Source organism: Actinokineospora diospyrosa, from assembly GCF_024171925.1.
GTDB classification, from domain to species: Bacteria; Actinomycetota; Actinomycetes; order Mycobacteriales; family Pseudonocardiaceae; genus Actinokineospora; species Actinokineospora diospyrosa.
In genome coordinates this window covers 136,197-155,286 of record NZ_JAMTCO010000004.1, presented here as the reverse complement: position 1 = coordinate 155,286, position 19,090 = coordinate 136,197, and the positions used below count along the sequence as shown (strand labels likewise).

The 19,090-nt window shown below is 72.4% G+C and carries 14 protein-coding genes and 1 pseudogene; 14 read left to right on the top strand and 1 reads right to left on the bottom strand.

Annotated features, from left to right (window positions below):
* Nucleotides 1–4: 4 nt before the first annotated feature.
* Nucleotides 5–1,132, bottom strand: coding sequence for an LLM class flavin-dependent oxidoreductase (locus LV75_RS07835; RefSeq protein ID WP_253886123.1), 1,128 nt, complete (start codon nt 1,130–1,132; stop codon nt 5–7).
* 196 nt (nt 1,133–1,328) lie between these two features.
* On the opposite strand from LV75_RS07835, the gene LV75_RS07830 reads away from it, so the two are divergent.
* From LV75_RS07830 to LV75_RS07765, 14 genes and pseudogenes are all read left to right on the top strand, one after another.
* Nucleotides 1,329–3,032 carry a sugar nucleotide-binding protein gene (locus LV75_RS07830; RefSeq protein WP_253886122.1) on the top strand — a complete coding sequence of 568 codons (1,704 nt, stop codon included), beginning with the start codon at nt 1,329–1,331 and terminating at the stop codon, nt 3,030–3,032.
* A 232-nt stretch (nt 3,033–3,264) separates the two neighbouring features.
* On the top strand, nt 3,265–4,341 hold the full coding sequence (locus LV75_RS07825) for a glycosyltransferase (RefSeq protein WP_253886121.1): 1,077 nt from the start codon (nt 3,265–3,267) through the stop codon (nt 4,339–4,341).
* Between the two features lie 11 nt (nt 4,342–4,352).
* Nucleotides 4,353–4,544, top strand: a pseudogene (locus LV75_RS07820) (NAD-dependent epimerase/dehydratase family protein); the annotation flags it as partial.
* A gap of 142 nt (nt 4,545–4,686) precedes the next feature.
* A complete protein-coding gene (locus LV75_RS07815) occupies nt 4,687–6,621 on the top strand; it encodes a primary-amine oxidase (RefSeq protein WP_253886120.1) in 1,935 nt (644 codons plus the stop codon).
* A gap of 425 nt (nt 6,622–7,046) precedes the next feature.
* Entirely contained in the window at nt 7,047–7,748 is a 702-nt protein-coding gene (locus LV75_RS07810) for an ABC transporter ATP-binding protein (protein ID WP_253886119.1), read from the top strand.
* 65 nt (nt 7,749–7,813) lie between these two features.
* Entirely contained in the window at nt 7,814–9,583 is a 1,770-nt protein-coding gene (locus LV75_RS07805; protein WP_253886118.1) for a branched-chain amino acid ABC transporter ATP-binding protein/permease, read from the top strand.
* Between the two features lie 201 nt (nt 9,584–9,784).
* Nucleotides 9,785–10,948: an ABC transporter substrate-binding protein gene (locus tag LV75_RS07800; protein ID WP_253886117.1), complete on the top strand. Its 1,164-nt coding sequence runs from the start codon at nt 9,785–9,787 to the stop codon at nt 10,946–10,948.
* 50 nt (nt 10,949–10,998) lie between these two features.
* A complete protein-coding gene (locus LV75_RS07795) occupies nt 10,999–11,865 on the top strand; it encodes a branched-chain amino acid ABC transporter permease (protein WP_253886116.1) in 867 nt (288 codons plus the stop codon).
* Nucleotides 11,866–11,948: 83 nt separating this feature from the next.
* Nucleotides 11,949–13,079 (top strand): zinc-binding dehydrogenase, encoded by a 1,131-nt coding sequence (locus tag LV75_RS07790; RefSeq protein ID WP_253886115.1) that lies wholly within the window; start codon nt 11,949–11,951, stop codon nt 13,077–13,079.
* Nucleotides 13,076–14,053, top strand: a complete 978-nt coding sequence (locus tag LV75_RS07785) for a methyltransferase (protein ID WP_253886114.1) — start codon at nt 13,076–13,078, stop codon at nt 14,051–14,053. Before LV75_RS07790 ends, LV75_RS07785 begins: the two co-directional genes overlap by 4 nt.
* Nucleotides 14,050–14,799, top strand: coding sequence for an SDR family NAD(P)-dependent oxidoreductase (locus LV75_RS07780; protein WP_253886113.1), 750 nt, complete (start codon nt 14,050–14,052; stop codon nt 14,797–14,799). The genes LV75_RS07785 and LV75_RS07780 overlap by 4 nt, the downstream gene beginning before the upstream one ends.
* Before the next feature lie 6 nt (nt 14,800–14,805).
* The gene (locus tag LV75_RS07775) at nt 14,806–17,007 is read left to right on the top strand and encodes a N,N-dimethylformamidase beta subunit family domain-containing protein (protein ID WP_253886112.1); all 2,202 of its coding nucleotides are present in this window, start codon (nt 14,806–14,808) and stop codon (nt 17,005–17,007) included.
* The gene (gene lipP1, locus LV75_RS07770) at nt 17,008–18,003 is read left to right on the top strand and encodes a LipP1 family hormone-sensitive lipase (protein WP_253886111.1); all 996 of its coding nucleotides are present in this window, start codon (nt 17,008–17,010) and stop codon (nt 18,001–18,003) included.
* Entirely contained in the window at nt 18,000–18,971 is a 972-nt protein-coding gene (locus tag LV75_RS07765) for an aldo/keto reductase (protein WP_253886110.1), read from the top strand. The genes lipP1 and LV75_RS07765 overlap by 4 nt, the downstream gene beginning before the upstream one ends.
* Nucleotides 18,972–19,090: the final 119 nt, after the last annotated feature.

The following is a 19,090-nucleotide window of genomic DNA, read 5'->3' as shown; positions in this document are numbered from 1 at the left end:
CGGACTAGCTGATCCACTCCTTGGCCAGCAGCTCGAACGAGCGCACCCGGTCGGCGTGCTGGTGGGTGAGCGTGGTGACCATCAGCTCGTCCGCGCCGGTGACCCGCTGCAGGGTGCGCAACTGCTCGGCGACCTCGCCCGCGGTGCCGACGAACTGGGTCTGCACGCGGTCCTCGACCAGGCCGCGCAGGTCCTCGGTCCACTCGAACGCGGCGGCCTCGGCGGGGGTGGGGAACGGGATGGCGCCGTCGCCCGCGCGGATGCTGAGCACCCACTGGGCGTAGGGCGCGGCCAGTTCCCGCGCGGTGGCGGTGTCCTCGGCGACCACGACGTCGGCGGAGACCATCACGTGCGGCTCCGGGAAGGACACCGACGGCACGAACGCCGAGCGGTAGGCCTCCACCGCCTCCAGCACCGACGACGGGCTCACGTGGTAGTTCGCGGTGAACGGCAGGCCCAACTCGGCCGCCGCCTGCGCGCTCGGGCCCGCGCTGGAGCCCAGCACCCAGACCTGGGTGTCGGTGCCCTCCGCCGCCGGGGCGTGGAAGACCGTGCCGTCCTCGGCGGTGTAGCCCGCGGTGAGGAAGGCGAGGATCTGGCGGACCTGCTCGCCGTAGTCGACGTCGTCCTCGCGCGCCCCCAGCAGCCGCTGACCGGCCTCCAGCCTGCGCCGCACCTCCGGGTCGCCCAGGTTCGCCTTGGCCTTGCCGGGGATCAGCAGGCCGTCCACCAGGCGCGCGGGCTCGGCCGGGGCGCTGGCGGCGGAGAACTTGGTCGCCCAGTCGCGGGCCCGGACCAGGCCGGAGCGGCCGAGGCCGAGGTCGACCCGACCGGGGTGGGCCAGCGCGATCGTGCCGAACTGCTCGGCGACCGAGACCGCGGTGTAGTAGCCGAGCAGCACCGCGCCGGAGCCGACCCGGATCCGGCTGGTCGCGCCCGCGATCAGCGCGCTGAGCACGGCGGGGGCCGCCGAGGCGACCCCGGTCGCGAAGTGGTGCTCGGCGACCCAGAACCGCTGGTAGCCGAACTGCTCGGCCTGCCGGGCGAGGTCGATCGTGTCGCGCACCGCCTCGGCGGGGGTGCGGCCGGACGCGACCGCAGCCAAGTCCAAAATGGACAGCGGGATCGACATGGGTGTCCCCTTCCTCGTCTCGGCTGGGTTGCCCTCGACGCTACCGCCCGGTCGGGGGACGTCCGGGATGTGGAACACCGGGAATACGCACCGCCGGTGACCGGTTGCGGGAAGGTCGACCCGATCGGCGCAGTATCGGTACCCGGGCCGCGGACGATCTTCTCGACGGTGGGATCTGTCCCGGGGGGAGACGCTCTTGTCCGCAGTCGAGGTGCCCGACGCCGGTGTCGTGCCGGGTCGGTGGTTGGTGACCGGGGCGTGCGGGCAACTCGGTGCCCACGTGATGGAACTGCTGGCGCGCAGGGGTGCCGCTGTGCTCGGCATCGGCAGGCGTCCCTGCCGCGGCGCGCACGGAACCGTGTTGCCCCTTGACCTTCGCCGCGGCGCCGACCTGGATGCCGTGCTGCGCCGGTACCGGCCGACCCACGTGGTCCACTTGGCGGCGGTGTCGGCGCCCGGACAGGTGGCCCTCGACCCGCGAACGGGGTGGGCGCTCAACACCGCTGTCGCGGCGCGATTAGCCGGGTATGCGCGCGAAGAGGGCGCGTGGATGCTCTACCCGTCCAGCGATTTCATCTGGGACGGCACAGCTCGGCGGCGCTACCGCGAAGAGGACACCCCCGTGGGGCGCACCGCCTACTCGTGGACCAAGCTCGCCGGGGAACGGGCCGTGCTGGCCGAGGGCGCGGGTGTGGTCGCCCGGTTCTCCTTGCTGCAAGGCGATCCCGCGTGCCCGAGGCAGACCACCTGGACCCGGGTCGCCGCCGCGCTGCGGGCGGGCGACGAACTGCCGGTGTGCACCGACGAGTACCGGACCCCGCTCGCCCTCACCGCCGCGGCCCGGGTGGTGGTCGGGCTGGGGGAGCGGCGGGCGCGCGGCCTGCTGCACGTCGCCGGGCCGGAGGTGCTGACCCCGCGCGACCTGGTGGCCCGCGTCGCCGAGGGCATCGGGGTGGTGCCGCGGCTGCGCTCGATCTCCCGCCGCGACCTGCCCGGCGGCGCCGAGCGCCCGGCGAACATGGCGATGTCCGGCGCCCGGCTGGCCGCCCGGTGGCCGGAGTTGGCGCCCGGTCCGCTGCGCGTGCGACCCGCCTTCGGCGTGGTGATCCCGGTGTACCGGGGTGCCGACGTGCTGCACCGGGCGATCGGGTCGCTCGCCGAGCAGGACCTCACCGGCTTCACCGGTGACCTGCACGTGGCCCTCGCCCTCAACGACGGCGAACCCCGCACGTTGCGCGCGGCCCTGCGGTTGGCCCCGGTGCTGCGCGCCGCGGGTGCCCGCTGCTCGGTCCTGCTGTCCCCGCCCGGCCGCGTCCCGGCCATCAACGCCGCCGAGGCCGTGCTGCCCGCCGGTCCGCGGCTCTACCTCGACCAGGACGCCGTGCTCTCACCCGGCAGCCTGGTGGGCCTGAGCCACGCCCTCGCCCCCGGCACCGGCATCCACTTCGCCGTCCCCACCGTCCACATCGCCGCCACCGACAGCCTCGTCTCCCGCGCTTACTACCGCACCTGGCGCTCCCTGCCCTACGTCCGCCAATCACCCGCGACGATGGGCGCCTACGCGGTGTCGGCCCTCGGCCGCACCCGCTGGGACCGGTTCGCGGCCGTCCGCTCGGACGACAAGTGGGTTCGGTGGCACTTCGCCCCGCGCGAACGCGCCGTGGTCACCACGGCGAGCTACGAGGTGATCGTCCCCCGCGGCCCCAAGGAACTCGTGCGGGCCCGACGGCGCTACCAACGCGGCAACGACGAACTGACCCGACTGCCGATGGCGCACGGAGATGGCGCCAACCGCAACCGGGGCGTCGTGGGCGCGTTGCTGCGCCAACCGGCGTCAGCGGCGGTGTTCTTGAGCGTGCACGCGGCAGCCGTGGTGCTGGACCGGTTGTCGGCCCGGTGAGGGGCAGCCCAGGCGGCTCGGTGGTGCTGGTGAGCAGTCGGCTTGGCTCTGACGGGCTGGGCGGGCGGCCGGTGGTGGATGGCCGTGGTGTCGGTCGCGGCCGGGGCGAGGTGGTGCGGCAGCCGGGGTCGGTGGCGGGTTTGCGGGGTACAGGTGGGGGATCGGTGGGCGGTCCGGTGAGAGGCGCATCCGGCGGCCTGCTTGGGGGCGCGGTGTTCTGGGGGTTGGTGTGGTGATCGATGTGGTCGTCCCCGCGCGGGACGAGGGGGCACTGGTCGGGGCCTGCGTGCGGTCGGCGCTGGTGGGCAGCGCCGACCTGGATGTGCGGGTCGTTGTGGTGGCGAACGGGTGTTCCGATGACACCGCGGAGCGGGCGCGGGAGGCGGGCGCGGTTGTCGTCGAGACCGCGGGGGAGGGGAAGGCGGCGGCGCTGAACGTTGGGTTGGGGCACTGCCGAGAGGGCGCGGTCGTGTTCCTCGACGCCGACACGGTGTTGACGCCGGGGACGTTGGGGGCGATGGCGGCGGCGTTGGACGTGCCCCGGCCCCGGTTGGTCGGACCGCGGCCGTTGTTGGTCGAGCCGGACGGGTGGCTGGCGCGCGGTTTCGCCGCCGTGTGGACGCGGTTGCCGGGTGTGGCCGATGACGTCGTCGGGGCCGGGTGCTACGCGGTCAACGCGGCCGGGCGGGACCTGGTGCCCGCGTTCCCCGACGTGGTCGCCGACGACGCCTGGGCGCGGACGCGGTTCGCGGAGCGCGTGGTCGCCGGGACCTTCCTGTTCGTGCTGCCCCGCGGCCGCGAGTTGGTCGACGTCGTGCGCCGGTGGCGCGACGGCAACGCGGCCCTGCCCGAGTCCCCGTCCGCGAGCACGGCCCGGAACCTGACCTTCATCGCCCGCAGGCCCCGCTTGTGGCCCCGGCTCCCCGCCTTCCTCGCCGTGCTCGTCCTGGGCAGGCGGCGGCGCGGCTGGGCGCGGGCGGACGGGGTGCGGCAACCGGGCCGGATGGCGTCGTCGTACACGTTCCTGACCTCGGCGACCCCCGCCGACGACGCCTACGACCAGCTCTACGCCGTGGCGTCGAGGTTCCCGCGCGCCGGGGTCTACGGCGCCGGGCCCGGCGAGCTGGTCCGGTACGGCAAACCGGTGGGCGTCGCGCTGGTGGAGACCGCGTTGTGGGAGCGGATCGGGCGCCCGACCGACCTCGGCGTGCTGCACACCCGCTCCCGCGCGGTCGGCGCGACGCCGATGACCACCCCGCTCGCGCGGTTCACCGCCCCCCGCCCGGGTTTGGCCAGCGCGGCGACCTGACCACCCACCTCGTGACCGGCGCCGCGGGTTTCATCGGGTCGCACTTCACCCGGTTCTGGACCCGCCTGCACCCCGGTGACACCGCCATCGCCCTGGACGCGCTGACCTACGCGGGCACCGAGACCAACCTCGCCGAGGTCGCCGACTGGGTCACCTTCGTGCACGGCGGCATCGGCGACCAAGGGCTCGTCGAGCGGACCCCGGCCGAGCACGGCGTGGGGCCTGGACCGCGCGCTGAGGCCGCGCCCAGCCCGTCGAGCGCCGCCTGCCGGGCGTTCCCTGCCGGACAACCGGTGTGCCCCCCACGGCTAGACCCCCTCCGCGATCGGTCGGATACTCGCGAGCATGACGGCGACGACACCCCAGGTCCGGCATCCCCTCGACCCGCTGACCGGCGCGGAGATCGCCCGGGTCCGCGCGGTCCTGGTCGACGCGGGTCGGGTGCGCGAGACCACCCGGTTCCCCAGCGTGCTGCTGCTGGAGCCGCCCAAGGCCGAGGTCAGGGCGCACGTCGAGGGGGCCGCGGTCAGCCGCCGGGCGCAGGCCGTCGTGCTCGACATCGCCACCGGGGTCGCCAGCGAGGCCGTGGTGGACCTGGTGGCCGGGGAGCTCACCGACTGGCGCGACCTGGAGCCGGGCACCGGGCAGCCCGCCGTGCTGTTCGAGGAGTACGACCGCAGCGCCGACCTGGTGCGCGCCGACGAGCGCTGGCAGGCCGCGCTGCGCCGCCGCGGCGTCGAGGACTTCTCGCTGGCCTTCGTCGCCCCGCTCTCGCCCGGCTTCTTCGACTACCCCGAGGAGAAGGACCGCCGGGTCCTGCGCGCGCTGACCTTCCTGCGCGACTTCGAGGAGGACAGCCCCTGGGCGCACCCGGTCGAGGGCCTGCTCGCCAAGGTGGACCTGATCACCGGTGAGGTCATCTCGGTCGACGACGTCGGCGACGTGCCGGTACCCGCCGAGCACGGCAACTTCGACGCCGAGCACGTCGGGCCCGCCCGCACCACGCTCAAGCCGATCGAGATCACCCAGCCCGAGGGCGTCAGCTTCGCCGTCGACGGCAACGAGGTCAGCTGGCAGGGGTGGAAGTTCCGGGTCGGGTTCAACGCCCGCGAGGGCCTCACCCTGCACCGCATCGAGTTCGACGGCGACTCGGTCGCGCACCGGGTGTCCATGGCCGAGATGGTCGTCCCCTACGGCGACCCCGCCCCGTGGCGCTACTGGATCTCCTACTTCGACGCGGGCGAGTACCTGCTGGGCAAGAACGCCAACCCGCTCAAGCTGGGGTGCGACTGCCTGGGCGTCATCCACTACTTCGACGCCGTCGTCGCCGACGACCACGCCAACGCGGTGACCATCCCGCAGGCCATCTGCATGCACGAGGAGGACTACGGGATCCTCTGGAAGCACACCAACATCCTCACCGGGGCCACCGAGGTCCGCCGCTCGCGCAGGCTCGTGGTGTCCTTCTTCGCCACCATCGGCAACTACGACTACGGCTTCTTCTGGTACTTCTACCTCGACGGCACCATCCAGCTGGAGGCCAAGGCCACCGGCATCGTGTTCTGCGGTTCCGCCGAACCGGGCAGCACCTCCCCGTACGCCGCCGAGATCGCCCCCGGCCTGATGGCCCCGGTGCACCAGCACCTGTTCTGCGCCCGGTTGGACATGGAGGTCGCGGGGGAGCGCAACACCGTCGACGAGGTCGACGTGGTCGGCATCCCCGTGGGCCCCGACAACCCCTACGGCAACGCGTTCACCACGACCACCACGACGCTGACCAGCGAAGCGGGCGCGCAGCGGCTCTCCGACTCGACCAAGGCGCGCACCTGGGTCATCCGCAACGACGACAACACCAACCGGCTCGGCAAGCCGCGCGCCTACCAGCTCATGCCGCACACCGGCCCCACGCTGCTGGCCCAGCCCGAGTCGACGGTCGCCGCCCGCGCGGCCTTCGCCACCAAGCACCTGTGGGTGACCCAGCACGACGACGCCCAGCGCTTCCCGGCAGGCGACTACCCGAACCAGCACCCCGGTGGCGCGGGTCTACCGGCGTGGACGCAAGCCGACCGCGACCTGGAGAACCAGGACCTCGTGCTCTGGCACGTGTTCGGCCCGACGCACGTCCCGCGGCCGGAGGACTGGCCGGTCATGCCGGTCGACTACAGCGGGTTCACCCTGCGCCCGCACGGCTTCCGCGACCGCAACCCGGCCCTGGACCTGCCCGACGGCGCCAAGTCCTGTTCGCACTGTCCTCCCGGCCAGTGCGGCTGCGCTCACTGAGACATTTTCTCCCGCCACCCACCCCCTCATCCCCGCCCGGCATCGTTCCCGGCTGGCGGGGTGGGGTGCCCGGCATCGTTCCCGGCTTGGCGGGGTGGGGTTCCCGGGCTTGGCGGGGGTGGGGTAGCACCACCGGGTACGACGAGATCCGTTCCGCAGTCTGATCTTTGCAAGTTGCATCTACGGTTGTTGATCGACCTCGCGCAGGCCATCACGTTGGCTGAATAGCGACGAGAACGCGCCCCGCCCTGGACATCCGGGGGCGGGTTCCGCGCGTGCGGACGCACGTGCACCGACCGGTGTCGAGTGGTCCCACCGCATTTCGGTATTTCTACGGACACCGTGACCCGCCCCACAGGCGCACGCTGTTCGACACACCGCCACCGCGCGTTCCCCCGGCTGTTCCCAAGGATGGTGTTTCCGGCGTGAGTATTCTGTCCATTCAGGACGTCTGGGTCGAGCGATCCGGCCTGCCGATCGTGCGCGGCGCGACGGTCTCGGTCGCCAAGGGCCAGGTCACCGTCCTGCTGGGCGCCAACGGGGCGGGCAAGACGACGCTGCTGGAGGGCATCTCCGGCGCCATCCCGATCGCCAGGGGCGCCATCTCGCTGGGGTCCGCGCGCATCGAGAAGCTGCGCGCCTGGCGCCGGGCGCGCGCCGGGCTCGCGCACGTCGAGCAGAACCGCACCGTCTTCCGCGACCTGTCCACCGCGGACAACCTCTGGGCCGCCTGCCGCACCGGCGGCAACATCGACGAGGTGCTGGAGCTGTTCCCGGAGCTGCGCAAGCAGATCTCCGCCCCGGCGGGCCTGCTCTCCGGCGGTGAGCAGCAGATGCTGGTCGTCGGCCGGGCGCTGCTGGGCAAGCCCAAGGTGCTGCTGGTGGACGAGATGTCGCTGGGCCTGGCGCCGATCGTGGTCGAGCGGCTGGCCAGGGCGCTGCGCCAGCTCGCCGACTCCGGGGTCGGGGTGCTGCTGGTCGAGCAGTTCGCCAGCCTCGCGCTCGGCATCGCCGACCGCGCCTACGTGATGGCCAAGGGCGAGATGGTCTACGCCGGTGACGGGTCGGCGCTGCTGGCCGACGAGTCGCTGCTGCGCGCCCTCTACCTCGGCGACACCCGCGTCTGAGCCGGGGCCGCCGCCCCACCAGGACTTGAGATCCACACGAAGACCGGCGACTGGAGTCACAAGAAGTGGACACTGTGCGTAAGACCCGGCCGAAGGGCGGGTTCCTGGCCGCGGCGGGCCCGCTGGGCAAGCCCCTGCCGCTGGCGCTGGTCGTCGCCGCGGTCGTCGTGGTCGTGCTCTCCGCGGTGTCGGACAGCTCGACGCTGTTCAACCTCACCAGCGCGGCCGTGTCGGTCGTGTTCATGCAGAGCTACGGCCTCATCACCGGCCGCGCGGGCGTGATCTCGCTCTGCCAGCTCTCCTTCGCCGCCATCGGCGCCTGGACCGTGGGCTGGGCCAACGTCAACGACGTCCCCGGCGGTCTCTACGTGTGGCTGCTGCTGGGCGGCCTGGTCGCGGTCGTGGCCGGCCTGCTCATCGGCCTGCCCGCGCTGCGCCTGCGCGGGGTGAACCTGGCGGTGGCCACCTTCGCCTTCGCCATCGCGCTCGACGTCGTCTTCGGCGGCCTGAACTTCCCCGGTCAGGACGACTACGACTTCGTCACCCGCCCGGAGCTGTTCGACACCGACCAGGCGTACTTCGTGTTCACCGCCCTCGTCGCCGCGGCCATCTTCGTCGGCCTGTACTTCCTCGACCGCAGCCGCCTCGGCGGCGCGCTGGTGGAGATCCGCCACTCCGAGCGGGCCGCCGCCGCGCACGGCATCAGCGTCACCAAGGGCAAGCTCGCCGCCTTCGCGCTCAGCGCCTTCGTCGCGGGCATCGGCGGCGGCCTCATGGCCGGTCAGCTCGGGGTGGTCACCGCGGGCAACTTCTCCTCCTTCGCCTCGGTCGCGATGTTCGCCATCGCCCTGTTCGTCGGCACCAACAACGCCGAGGGCGCCATCGCCGGTGGCCTCATGGGCGCGTTCGTGCCGGTGCTGATGGACAACATCGGCATCCCGCAGGACCTCGCGTCGCTGCTGTTCGGCCTCGGCGCGATCCAGGTGCTGCGGATGGGCCAGAGCCAGACCGACCTGATCCGCACCCAGCGCCGCCGCAAGCAGGCCGCCAAGAACCCGCTGCCGCCGATCGAGGCGCCCCCGGTGTCGGTGTTCCCCAAGCGGCGACCGGTGCGCCCGCGCGGCTCCGGCGCGCCCGCGCTGGAGGTCCGGGACCTGCGGGTCGCGTTCGGCAACCTGGTCGCGGTCGACGACGTCAACCTGGTGCTGCCCCGAGGCCACATCGTCGGCCTGGTCGGCCCGAACGGGGCGGGCAAGTCCACCCTGATCAACACCGTCACCGGGTTCACCACCAACTACACCGGGCAGGTCCTGCTCAACGGCAAGCCCATCGACGGCCTCGCCGCCCACCACCGGGCCAGGGCCGGGGTGCGCCGCTCCTTCCAGCAGCTGCGCGTGCCCACCTCGATCTCGGTCGGCATGTTCCTGCAGGTCGCGGCTGGCAAGACGCTCACAACCCGGGAGATCTCCGAGCAGTTGCGGCTGTTCGGTTGCCCGCCCGCGGACACCCCGATGGAGGCCGTCGACGTGGCCACCCGGCGCCTGCTGGAGGTCGCGGGCCTCGCCGTGGGCCGCCCACCGGTGCTGCTGCTCGACGAGCCCGCCGCCGGGCACTCCAGCGACGAGACCCGGCTGCTGGTCGAGCGCCTCTCGGAGATCCCCGAGCGCTTCAACACCTCGCTGCTGCTCGTCGAGCACGACATCGAACTGGTCAGGGCCACCTGCGACCAGGTCGTGGTGCTCGACTTCGGCCGGGTCATCGCCGCGGGCCCGCCCGAGCGGGTGCTGTCGGACCCCACGGTGATCGCCGCCTACCTCGGCGACTCCACGCACTGAGCAGACCAGACCAGACCGCCGACGACTCGACGCGCTGAGGACCCCGCGCTCCGAGGACTCCACGCTCCGACGACTCAACCCGCTGACGACTCCACCCGTAGACGACGAGTTCCACCCCAGGCACCGCTCCAGCAACACCGGCAACACCCGCAGTACCGCAGGTCCCCGCGAAAAATCCAACCCCTGTGCCAGGAGTCCACAATGAACAAGGCCATCGTCAAGATCGGTGGCGTCGTCGGCGCCGCGGTCATAGCCAGCTCCTTAGTGGCGGGCTGCAGCTCCAGCGGTGACACCATCAAGATCGGTGCCATCGCGGGTCTCACCGGCAACTTCATCACCGAGGAGGTCGTCAAGACCGCGCAGCGCGTCTTCGACGACGTCAACGACAAGGGTGGCATCAACGGCAAGAAGATCGAGTACCTGATCAAGGACGACGCGGGCAACCCGCAGCGCACCGCTCAGGTCGCCCGCGAGCTCGCCGACGACGGCGTGGTCGCGATGGCCGGGTCCGGCAGCTTCACCGACTGCGACGTCAACGACGCCTACTACCGGCAGCAGAAGATCAGCTCGGTGATGGCCGTCGCCGCCAGCCCGAAGTGCTTCCAGAGCCCCACCATCGCCCCGGTCAACGTCGGCCCGTTCACCTTGATCACCGCCGAGCTGCTGTTCGCCTCCGAGACGCTGGGCAACCAGAAGATCTGCAACTTCACCGTGGTGCTGCCCGGTTCCGAGCAGGCCGTCAACGACTCGATCGCGCAGTGGGAGAAGATCAGCCGCAAGAAGCTGGTGGTCAACGACACCACCGTGCAGCAGAGCGGTGACCTGACCCCGTACCTGCTCAAGGCGAAGCAGTCCGGCTGCGACGCGGTGCTGTTCAACCCGGGCGAGCAGCTGGTCGTGCCGTTCCTCAAGGCGGCGCAGACCCAGGGGATGTCCGATGTGGACTTCCTTCTGCTCGCCCCGGCCTACACCGAGAGCGTCGCCAAGGCCGTCGGCGACCTGGGCCTGAAGGTCTACGCGGGCAGCGAGTTCGAGCCGTTCACCGCCGACACCGAGGCCAACAAGGGCTGGCGCGACGCGGTGACCCGCGCGGGCGCCCAGCCCACCGCGTTCTCCCAGGGCGGTTACCTCGCCGCGCTGTTCACCGTCGAGGTGCTCAAGTCCATCAAGGGCGAGGTCACCCGCGACTCGGTGAACGAGGCCCTGCGCAAGATGCAGCCGATCAACAACGCCATGGTCGGCACGCCGTTCATCTTCGGCCCCGGCGACCGGCACGCGCCCAACCAGGCCTCCAAGATGGTCGAGCTCAAGGACAGCAAGTGGGTCCCGCTCGGCGACTTCATCACCGTCCCGACCTCCTCCTGATCACCTGTTGACCCGCTCACCGAGATCCCACTCCTGACCCGGAGGCTGTCGTGCTCCAACTGTCCGCGGCCATCGCCGGACTGGTCACCGGCGGGGCGTACGCCCTGATGGGGCTGTCCACGCTGCTGACCTACCGCCTGGTGTCGGTGGTGAACTTCGCCCAGGCCGCCGTCGGCGCGTTCGGCGCCTTCGCCATGGTCATCCTGCACGAGGGCGGCCTGCCGCTGGTCCTGGCGGTGCCCGCGGGCATGGCGGTCGGCGCGCTGCTGCACTGCGGGCTCGGGGCGATCATGGTCCGCTGGTTCTCCGAGTCCAGCGAGGGCGTCAAGGCCGCGGTGACGATCGCGATCTACACCGGGCTCGTCGCGGTGGGGCTGCGCCTGTTCGGGGCGCAGCACCCGCACCGCTTCCCCAGCCCGTTCGACTCGCCCGCCTTCACCCTGGGCGGCGTGGTCGTCACCTGGACCGCGATCGTCACCATGGTCCTGGCGGTGCTGTTCGCCGCGGCGCCCGCGGTGCTGCTGCGCAAGACCAGGATCGGGCTGCTGCTGCGGGCCCAGTCCGAGCGGCCGACCACCGCCGAGCTGATCGGCATCCGGGTGCCCCGGCTGTCGATGATCGTCTGGGGCATCGCGGGCGCCGCGAGCGCGCTGGCCATCATGATCATCGCCCCGCAGCTGGCCAGCGACTTCGGTTCGCAGGCCGCGCTCATCACCCCGGCGCTGGCCGCGGTCCTGATCGGCGCGTTCCGCAGCTTCCCGCTCACCCTGCTCGGCGGGCTCGCGCTCGGCGTGCTGCAGGGCGTGGCCAGCACCTGGCAGGCCGTGCAGCAGTTCCGCGGCGTGCTGCCCTTCGTGGTCATCCTGGTCGTCCTGGTCTGGACCCGCCGCGGCGACCGCTGGGACGAGCCCGCGTAACGCCGCGACATCACATCCCTTGTCCAGCCATCATCTTTAGCGTCTACTGTTGTAGAATAAAAGTCCCCGCCGGAGGAGTCAGCATGAGGCCACGAGTGACCATGGCCGCGGTGCTGCGTGAGTTCAACGCGCCGCTGGAGATCGAGGAGGTCGCGCTGCCAGCCGACCTCCCACCGGGCTCCGCGCTGGTGAAGGTGATCCGCACGACCCTGTGCGGCACCGACGCGCACCTGTGGCAAGGTGTGCTCCCCTTCGTGGGACTGCCCCTGGTACTGGGGCACGAGATGGTGGGCGAGGTGGTCGCGCTCGGTCCGCACGCCGAGCACGACGCACTGGGTCGGCCGGTGGCGGTCGGCACGCGGTTGGTGTGGTCGGAGTCGGTGTGTGGCCAGTGCCACGGGTGCACCGTGCTGCGCGAGCCCGTGCTGTGCGCCGACCGGGGTTATGGTTTCCGGCAGCGCGCGGACAAGTGGCCGTTCGTCATCGGTGGGCTCAGCCAGTACACCTACGTGCCGCCCGGCGCGCACCGCCTGGTGGTGCCGGACGACATGCCCGACACCTGGGCGGCGTCGGCGGGCTGCGCGGTGAAGACCGTGTTGCGCGCCTTCACCAACGCCGGGGGTGTCCGGCCCGAGTCCACTGTGGTCATCCAAGGCGCCGGACCGCTCGGCCTCGTCGGCACCGCGCTCGCGCGGGCGGCCGGTGCGGGTCGGGTCATCACCATCGGCGGACCGGACAACCGGTTGGCCATCGCGCGGGCTTACGGCGCGGACGTGACGATCTCGGTCGAGGAGATGTCGGACCCCGACGAGCGGGTGGCCAGGGTCGAGGAACTGACCGAGGCCCGCGGCGCGGAGCTGGTGTTCGACTTCGCCGGGTCCCCGTCGGCCAACCGCGAGGGCGTGCTCATGTGCGGCCTGCGCGGCAAGCACGTCGTGGTCGGGCTCACCGGGCCGCAGGCCATGCCGGTGCCGATGGACGTGGTGATGAGCCGCGAGATCCAGGTCATCGGCTCGCTCAACGGCGATGTGTCCGACCTGGACCGATCGCTGCGCTTCCTCGGCGCCTTCAAGGACCGCTTCGACTGGGACGCCATGTTCGGCGCGCCAGTCGGCCTGGCCGGTGCGGACCAGGCCATCAAGGACATGGCGGCGATGACGGCGGTCAAGGCCGTCGTCGACCCCGCTCTCGATCTAGAGGAGATCTCCGGATGACCAACAGCCCCGTCGACCCCAGCCCCCTGGCCAAGGTCGCCTCCGGCTTCATGGCGGCCAAGCAGTTCTTCGCCGCCAGCGAACTGGGTGTCTTCGCCGCGCTCGCCGACGGCCCGGCCACCTCGGCCGCGGTCGCCGAGTCCGCCGGTGTGCCGGAGCGCTCGGCCCGCATCCTGCTCGACGCCATGGTCGGCCTCGAGTTGCTCACCTACGCCGACGGCCAGTACACCAACACCGCGGCCACCTCGGCCTACCTCGCGGGCGGCGAGGGCCTGGACCTGCGGCCGTGGCTGGCCTTCTGGGACGCGCTGAGCTACCCGCACTGGTTGGGCTACACCGACTCGATGCGCACCGCGCAGCCGCAGCCCTTCGACATGGGCGGCGAGCGCATGGAGACCTTCATGGGCGGGGTGCAGACCTACAACTCGCTGCACGCCCAGCAGTTGGCCGAGGTCTACGACTTCACCAAGCACGAGAACCTGCTCGACCTGGCGGGCCTGTCGACCGCGTTCCTCGACGAGGCGCACAAGCGCAACCCCAAGCTGCGCGGCGCGTTCGTCAGCACCGACATGATGCTGCAGATGGCCAAGGGCGGCGCCCCGGCCGGGTTCGACGAGTTCGTCGAGTTCGTCGAGGCCGACCCGCTGACCACCGAGGTGCCCGGGCACTACGACTCGGTGCTGCTCGAGCACGTGCTGCACCGCTTCACCCCCGAGGAGAACAAGACCATCCTCACCCGGGCGCGCGCGGCCGTGGACGCGGGCGCCACGCTGCTGGTGCTCGACTTCCTGCTCGACGCCGCCGACGGCCGCCGCCTGGACCCGGTCCTCGCGGGCGAGTACCTGGTCATCGACGGCACCGTCGTCTACCCCGAGGACGAGGTCAAGGGCTGGCTCGAGGCCACCGGCTGGCGCTGGGTGGAGACCCGCCCGGTCCCCGGCTCGCCGCGGGTGATCATCGCGGAAGCGGTGTGAGCGACCGCTTCGCGGGCAAGGTAGCGCTTGTCACCGGTGGGGCGGGTGGCATCGGCGGCGCCGTTGCCACCGCCCTGGCCGGGCAGGGCGCCAAGGTCGCGGTCGCGGACCTGGACCTCGACGCCGCCACGGCGCTCGCCGAGTCGATCGGCGGCCTGCCGGTCGCACTCGACGTCGGCGACGCCGACAGCGTCGCCGCGGCGGTCGCGTCCACGACCGACGAGCTCGGCCCCATCGACGTCCTGGTGCACACCGCCGGGATCGTCGGTGGCGGTGGGCCGCTCAACGGCCTGCCGGTGGAGGTGTTCGACGCGGTCACCCGGGTCAACTTCCGCGGCACGTTCCTGATCACCCAGGCGGTGGCCAACGCGATGATCGCCGCGGGCACCCGGGGCGCCATGGTGCACATCAGCTCGGCTGGCGCGTTCTCCCCGACCCCGGGCCTCGGGCACTACGAGGCCACCAAGGCGGGTATGAACGCGCTCATCCGCTCGGCGGCCCTCGAGCTCGCCGAGCACGGCATCCGGGTCAACGCCGTGGCCCCCGGCCCGGTCGACACCCCGATGACCAACTTCTCCGCCGCGCCACCGGAGGCCCTGGCGTTCTGGACCGAGCGGATCCCGCTCGGCCGGATCGCCACCCCGGCCGACCTGGTGCCCCAGGTGCTGCTGTTCGCCTCCGAGGACACCCGGCACATCACCGGGACCGTCCTCGCCGTCGACGGCGGCCAACTGCTGAAGGGATGACCCGCGGTGACTCGTCGCCTGGTCGACCACACTGACGCCCCCCTCGTCGGCTACACCGACCGGATCTCCGCCCGGCCGGGTGAGCGGATCGGCGTGCACGCCAGCTCCACCGAGCCGGACGTGCGGGTGCGGCTGGTGCTGGTCGACCACGACGGCACCGCCCCGGTCCGGGTCCCGGTCCCCGCCGGGCTCCCGGACCGGGTCACCGTGGCGCACGAGCACCTCGACCAGGGTTCCTACGGCCTGGTGCCCGAGCCGCCGACCTTCGCCGACGCCGTGACCTTCGCGGTGTGGGTGTGGCCGACGCTGCTCGGGCACGGCCGGGTCGGCGTGCTCACCCAGGACGGCGTCGCCGAACTGGGGATCGACGCGACGGGGCGCCCGGAGTTCACCGCGCACACCGACGACGGCCCGGTCACCGTGACCGCGTCGGCGCCGCTGAGCGTGCGCCGCTGGTACCTGCTCACCGGCTCCTACGCCGAGCGCGGTGCCCGGCTGCAGGTCCGCCCGGCGGCCCCGCTGGCCAGGGAGAAGGCGGCCACCGTGGTCGTCGCCCCGCCCCGCGGCGCGCTCAGCGCCGCCGCCACCCCGCTGGTGTTCGCCGCCCGGGTCGTCGACGGCGTCGTCACCGACAACTACGACGGCAAGATCAGCGCGCCCTGCCTGTTCGGCCGCGCGCTCGACGCCGCCCAGGTCGCCGAGCTCGCCGCCGACACCACCGGCGCCTGGCACCGCGGCGCGGCCGCCCAGTGGGACCTCGCCCAGGACATCGGCGGCGACCGGCTGCTCGACCTGGTCGACGGGCGGCACGGCACCCTGCACAACGGACCGCAACGCGCGGTCACCGCGCACGACTGGACCGGCGAGGTGCTGGACTGGCGCTTCGCCGACACCGGCTACGGCGCCGTGCACTTCCACAGCAGCGACCTGCAGGACGCGGGCTGGCCCGAGGTCCTGTCCATCGACCTGCCCGAGGACCTGCCGGGCGGCTGCTACGCCGTCGAGCTCACCTCCTCGGCGGGCGTGGACCGCCTCCCGTTCTTCGTGCGACCGCGCGCGGACGCCCCCCGCGCGCCCATCGCGTTCCTCGTGCCGACGCTGAGCTACCTCGCGTACGCCTTGGAGCACGTCCACATGCCGTTCCTGCCCGAGGACCCGGCCGAGGTCGCGGCCCCGTTCGCCCGGCGCAACCGGCTGCACAGCCTCTACGACCGCCACAGCGACGGCAGCGGCGCCGCCACCGCGTCCCTGCTGCGCCCGCTGCTCGGCGTGCGCGACGACCACGTGTTCCGCCACGCCGGCGGCCCGCACCAGTACAGCGAGGACCTGCACCTGGTCGGCTGGCTGGGCCGCCAGGGCTTCCACTTCGACGTGCTCACCGACCACGACCTCGACGCCGAGGGGGCCGAGGCGCTGGCCGGGTACAGCACCGTGATCACCGGCAGCCACCCCGAGTACTGGACCGGCGCCATGCTCGACGCCGCCACCGGGCACCTGCACGGCGGCGGCGCGCTGGCCTACCTCGGCGGCAACGGCGCCTACTGGGTCACCGCCATCCACCCCGAGAAGCGCCACGTCGCCGAACTGCGCCGCGGCTACTCCGGGGTCCGGATGTGGGAGAGCGAGCCGGGTGAGCTGCACCTGGCCGCCACCGGTGAGCCGGGCGGGTTGTGGGCCGAGCGCGGTCGCTCCCCGCACCGGTTGTTCGGCATCGGCACCTCCGCGGCGGGCCTCACCCAGGGCGGCTCCTACGAGATCCTCGCCAAGCCCGGGGACGCCACCCTCGACGCCCTGCTGCGCGGCATCGACCGCGACACCCCGCTCGGCCAGTTCGGCGCCCTGCTCGGCGGCGCGGCCTCGTTCGAGACCGACGGCTACGACGAACTGCTCGGCAGCCCACCCGACACCAAGCTCATCGGCCGCGCCCTGCTCGGCGACGCGTACATGTCCGCCGACACCGGCCCCACCACCCCGCACCCGCTGTCGGACCCGGTCGACCGCCGCCGCTCGGACCTGACCCTGCTCGACACCCCCGGCGGCGGCCAGGTGTTCTCCGTCGGGTCCATCGGCTGGTGCGCGGCCCTGTCGCACCGCGGTGACGCCAACGACGTCTCCCGGCTCACCGCCGCGGTCTTGCGCTCGTTCGGCACCGATCGGTACGGATCTCAGGACGGGCAGGCGGGTTCTAGCAACGGAAGGGAGCTCTAGATGCCACTGCACCCCGAAGCCAAAGCGATCATCGAGGCCACGACGGCCGCGGGCGGGCTCATCCAGGAGGACGTGCCAGCGGCCGAGGTGCGGGCCGCGTTCGCCGAGAGCTGGCGGATGCCCGACAACCTGGAGCCGGTCGGCCGGGTCTACGAGCGCGCCATCCCCGGACCGGGCGGCGACCTGCGGGTGCGGGTCTACGTGCCCACCGGTGAGGGGCCGTTCCCCGGGCTGCTGTGGTTCCACGGCGGCGGCTGGGTGATCGGGTCCTTCGTGGAGAACGAGGCCACCTGCCGCACGCTGTGCCGCGAGGCCGAGACGGTGGTGGTGTCGGTGGAGTACCGGCTCGCCCCGGAGCACCGGTTCCCGGCCGCGGCCGAGGACGCCGACGCCGCGCTGAGCTGGGTCGCCGAGCACGGCGCCGAACTCGACATCGACACCACCCGGATCGCCGTCGCCGGGGAGAGCTCCGGCGCCAACCTCGCCGCGGTCGCCTGCCTGATGGCCAAGGACCGCGGCGACCGGCTGCCGCTGCTGCAGGTCCTCGCCGCGCCGGTGATCGCCCCGCCCGCCGACCGGCCCTCCTACGTGGACTACGCGACCGGGCACTTCCTGACCCGCTCGTCGATGGAGTGGTTCTGGGAGCAGTACCCGCGCGACGAGGCCGACCTGGACAACCCGTACCTGAGCCCGCTCGCCGCCGGTGACCTCTCCGGGCTGCCGCCCGCGCTGGTGATGACCGCCGAGTACGACCCGCTGCGCGACGAGGGCGAGGAGTACGCCCACCGGCTGATGGACGCGGGCGTGCCCACCGAACTGGTCCGCTACCACGGGCAGATCCACGGCTTCTTCGCCCTGCTCGCCGACCAGCTCAGCATTTCCCCACTGGCCCACCAGCGCGCCATCGACGCGCTGCGCCGGGCCTTCACCCGGGGCCTGTCGCTCGACCGCGTCCCCCGGCTGCGGGTCCCCGACGGTAGTGAGAGGCAGGCATGACCACCGTTCCCCGCCGCCGGATCGGCACCACCGGTCCCGAGGTGTCCGTGCTGTCCATGGGCTCCTGGCACATCTACGACCGGATGCCCTTCCAGGAGGCCGTGGCGATGCTCCGCCGGGCCGCCGACGCGGGCATCACCCTGTTCGACGCCGCCTACTACGGCGGGTTCACCATCGACGGCAACACCATCCCCGAGTCCTACACCGACATCATCTTCGGCCGGGCGATGGCGGTCGCGGGTATCCCCCGCGAGGACTGGAAGTTCTCCGCGAAACTGTGGCTGCAGGGCTTCCCGGAGGTGTCGTTCGAGTCGCAGCTGGACCACCTGCTGCCCCGGGTCGGCATCGAGCACGCCGACTTCGCCATCCTCGGCGACCTGTTCGGCACCGAACCGGACATGGCGGTGCTCACCGGCGCGCTCGGCGAGCTCATCGCCAAGGGCAAACTCGGCGGCTGGGGCGTCAACAACTGGTCGGTCGAGCACATCCGCGCCGCGCACCGGGCCGCCACCGCGCAGGGCGTGCCGGGGCCGCAGATGGCGCAGCTCAAGTACAGCGTCGTCCGCCGCTCCATCCCGGACGGGGCGCCGTTCCGCGCGCTGGCCGAGGAGATCGGCATCACCATCCAGGCGTCCGACGTGTTCGAGGGCGGCATCCTCGCCGGGAAGCTGACCCCCGATCGCATGATCGGTCGTGACCCGGGTGGAATCCGCGACCAGGTGGCCGCCGCGGCCGTCCGATTGCAGGAGATTGCACAGCGTTACGACGCCACGGCCGCCCAGGCGGGCATCGCGTTCTGCCTCGCCGACCCGCTGACCACCACCGTGCTGTTCGGAACCTCCAGGCTGGCCCAGCTCGAAGCCAACCTCGGCGCCGTCGAGCTCGCCGCGCGGCACGGCGCGGAGATCCGCGAGGCCGTCGCCGACCTGTGGTTGGACAAGGATGTGGTCGACCCCTTTGGTCACTGAAAGTAACTGAATGGTTGTCGCACCGGGAACTCCGGGTTGACCCGCGGCGCACGGTGCGCGATCGCCGCGGGTCACCCGGTCTCCCGGGTATTGCCCCGTTCGGCTCAATGCCCGTAAAT

Bases quoted from the DNA above. Each gene is read 5' to 3' on its own strand.
- LV75_RS07835 (WP_253886123.1), bottom strand. From the start codon at position 1,132: ATGTCGATCCCGCTGTCCATTTTGGACTTGGCTGCGGTCGCGTCCGGC.
- LV75_RS07800 (WP_253886117.1), top strand. From the start codon at position 9,785: ATGAACAAGGCCATCGTCAAGATCGGTGGCGTCGTCGGCGCCGCGGTC.
- LV75_RS07785 (WP_253886114.1), top strand. From the start codon at position 13,076: ATGACCAACAGCCCCGTCGACCCCAGCCCCCTGGCCAAGGTCGCCTCC.
- LV75_RS07790 (WP_253886115.1), top strand. From the start codon at position 11,949: ATGAGGCCACGAGTGACCATGGCCGCGGTGCTGCGTGAGTTCAACGCG.
- LV75_RS07765 (WP_253886110.1), top strand. From the start codon at position 18,000: ATGACCACCGTTCCCCGCCGCCGGATCGGCACCACCGGTCCCGAGGTG.
- LV75_RS07815 (WP_253886120.1), top strand. From the start codon at position 4,687: ATGACGGCGACGACACCCCAGGTCCGGCATCCCCTCGACCCGCTGACC.
- lipP1 (WP_253886111.1), top strand. From the start codon at position 17,008: ATGCCACTGCACCCCGAAGCCAAAGCGATCATCGAGGCCACGACGGCC.